General features: G+C 48.8%; 3 protein-coding genes. 1 reads left to right on the forward strand and 2 read right to left on the reverse strand.

Features of this window, described 5'->3' with window-relative positions; genetic code table 11:
- The coding region (locus VB714_RS27205; protein ID WP_323228462.1) for a tyrosine-type recombinase/integrase at positions 1 to 333 on the forward strand (333 nt) is incomplete at its 5' end.
- A gap of 2 nt (positions 334 to 335) precedes the next feature.
- On the opposite strand, the gene VB714_RS27210 is transcribed toward VB714_RS27205, so the two are convergent.
- Positions 336 to 914: a methyltransferase gene (locus tag VB714_RS27210; protein WP_323228464.1), complete on the reverse strand. Its 579-nt coding sequence runs from the start codon at positions 912 to 914 to the stop codon at positions 336 to 338.
- A gap of 20 nt (positions 915 to 934) precedes the next feature.
- Positions 935 to 1,174: a hypothetical protein gene (locus tag VB714_RS27215; protein ID WP_323228466.1), complete on the reverse strand. Its 240-nt coding sequence runs from the start codon at positions 1,172 to 1,174 to the stop codon at positions 935 to 937.
- Positions 1,175 to 1,403 lie beyond the last annotated feature (229 nt).

Here is a 1,403-nt window from a genome sequence, read left to right on the forward strand (position 1 = left end):
CTTTTAGCATGGTTGCAAGCAAGGCGAGAGTTAAAGGTTAAATCGCCTCTATTTGTGAGTTTAGATCGCGCTCACAAGGGACATCGATTGACGGGGAGCGCGATTTATGGGATTGTGCAACAGGCTTGTCTGGAGGCAGGGATTTCTAAGAAGATGAGTCCCCACCGCATTCGTCACAGTTCCATTACGGCAGCGTTGGATATGACGGATGGGAATGTAAGGAAGGCACAGAAGCTATCGCGGCACAGAAATCTCAACACTTTGATGATTTATGATGACAATCGCAATCAGGATCAGTTGGAGTTGAGCGAGTTGCTGGCGAATTTGACATAGAGTCATTTCCGAGCAACAACCAACCAACTTTCCACTGTCACCGGACGCACCGTTCCCCAAAATGCCTCCAAGGGCAAATCTACCAACTCGGCTTCCACTTGCTGCATCCAAGCTCGAAAAGCCTCGGCTTTCGGACACTTTGCGAATTTGTGAGAAGCGCTCACCACGGAAACCAAACAACCTCCAGACGCTAAAAAACAACGATAAGCGTGTTGGATAATTGCCAGATCCACTCCTCGGTTCTCCGGACTGAAACTGAAAGGAGGATTGCTCAAAACTACATCATACAGGCGCTTTGGCTCGGATTGAAAAACATCCGCACCTACCAAAACCAATCCCTGTTGAAAGAGAATTTGCCGAAACCGAGGTTCTATCTCGATCGCCTCCACTCTCGCTCCCAGTTCCCGCGCAGCTAACCCCAATCTCCCATCCCCCGCACAGACATCCAAAACCCAATCTCTCGGTTGAATGTCAGCTCGAGAGATTATCTCGCTTACGACTTGTTCGGACGAGGGAAACCAAGAATAGGGCGGGTTTTCCAGTATTTGTGCCATTAAAATATCGACAATTTCCTCGCTCATACACTCTTTGCTCTCTCGACTCAGAAGAACGATCCCTCGGTGGGTGGAAAAATCCCCAAAGCGAGGGAAGGAAGAGGTTGCAGCCATCTCTTACAGTGGAAGCAATCGGGAAGGGAACGATCTGCGATCGCATCCATTCCCCCAATACTCCAACTTTTTAAAACAATGACTCGCCAACCTCCCCAATGGCTGTTACGCCAAACTTGCTGGTTTCGATTCGGACTGCTGCTCGGGATGACTGTCTCGGCTTGGTGCAACACTCTATTTTAAATAAGTTAGTCCCAAAGCCGAACCGATAAGAGTTACCGAAATCACTCTTCTTCAAAGTCGTCGAGTTCTTCTAAGTCCTCATCTTCTTCCTCGGAAACTTGACGGATTTTCCGCATTGACTTTCCGTTTTCTTCCTCAGATAAAACCTGCACTTTAGCTTCACCTTCTGCGGCCAAAGCGGGTAAAGGTTCGCTGCCGCCTTCGACAAACCCGGCAATG

This window comes from Spirulina sp. 06S082 (assembly GCF_034932145.1).
GTDB lineage: Bacteria > Cyanobacteriota > Cyanobacteriia > Cyanobacteriales > Spirulinaceae > CCY15215.

Coding starts and splice junctions, on each gene's coding strand:
- VB714_RS27210 (WP_323228464.1), bottom strand. CDS start 914: ATGAGCGAGGAAATTGTCGATATTTTAATGGCACAAATACTGGAAAAC.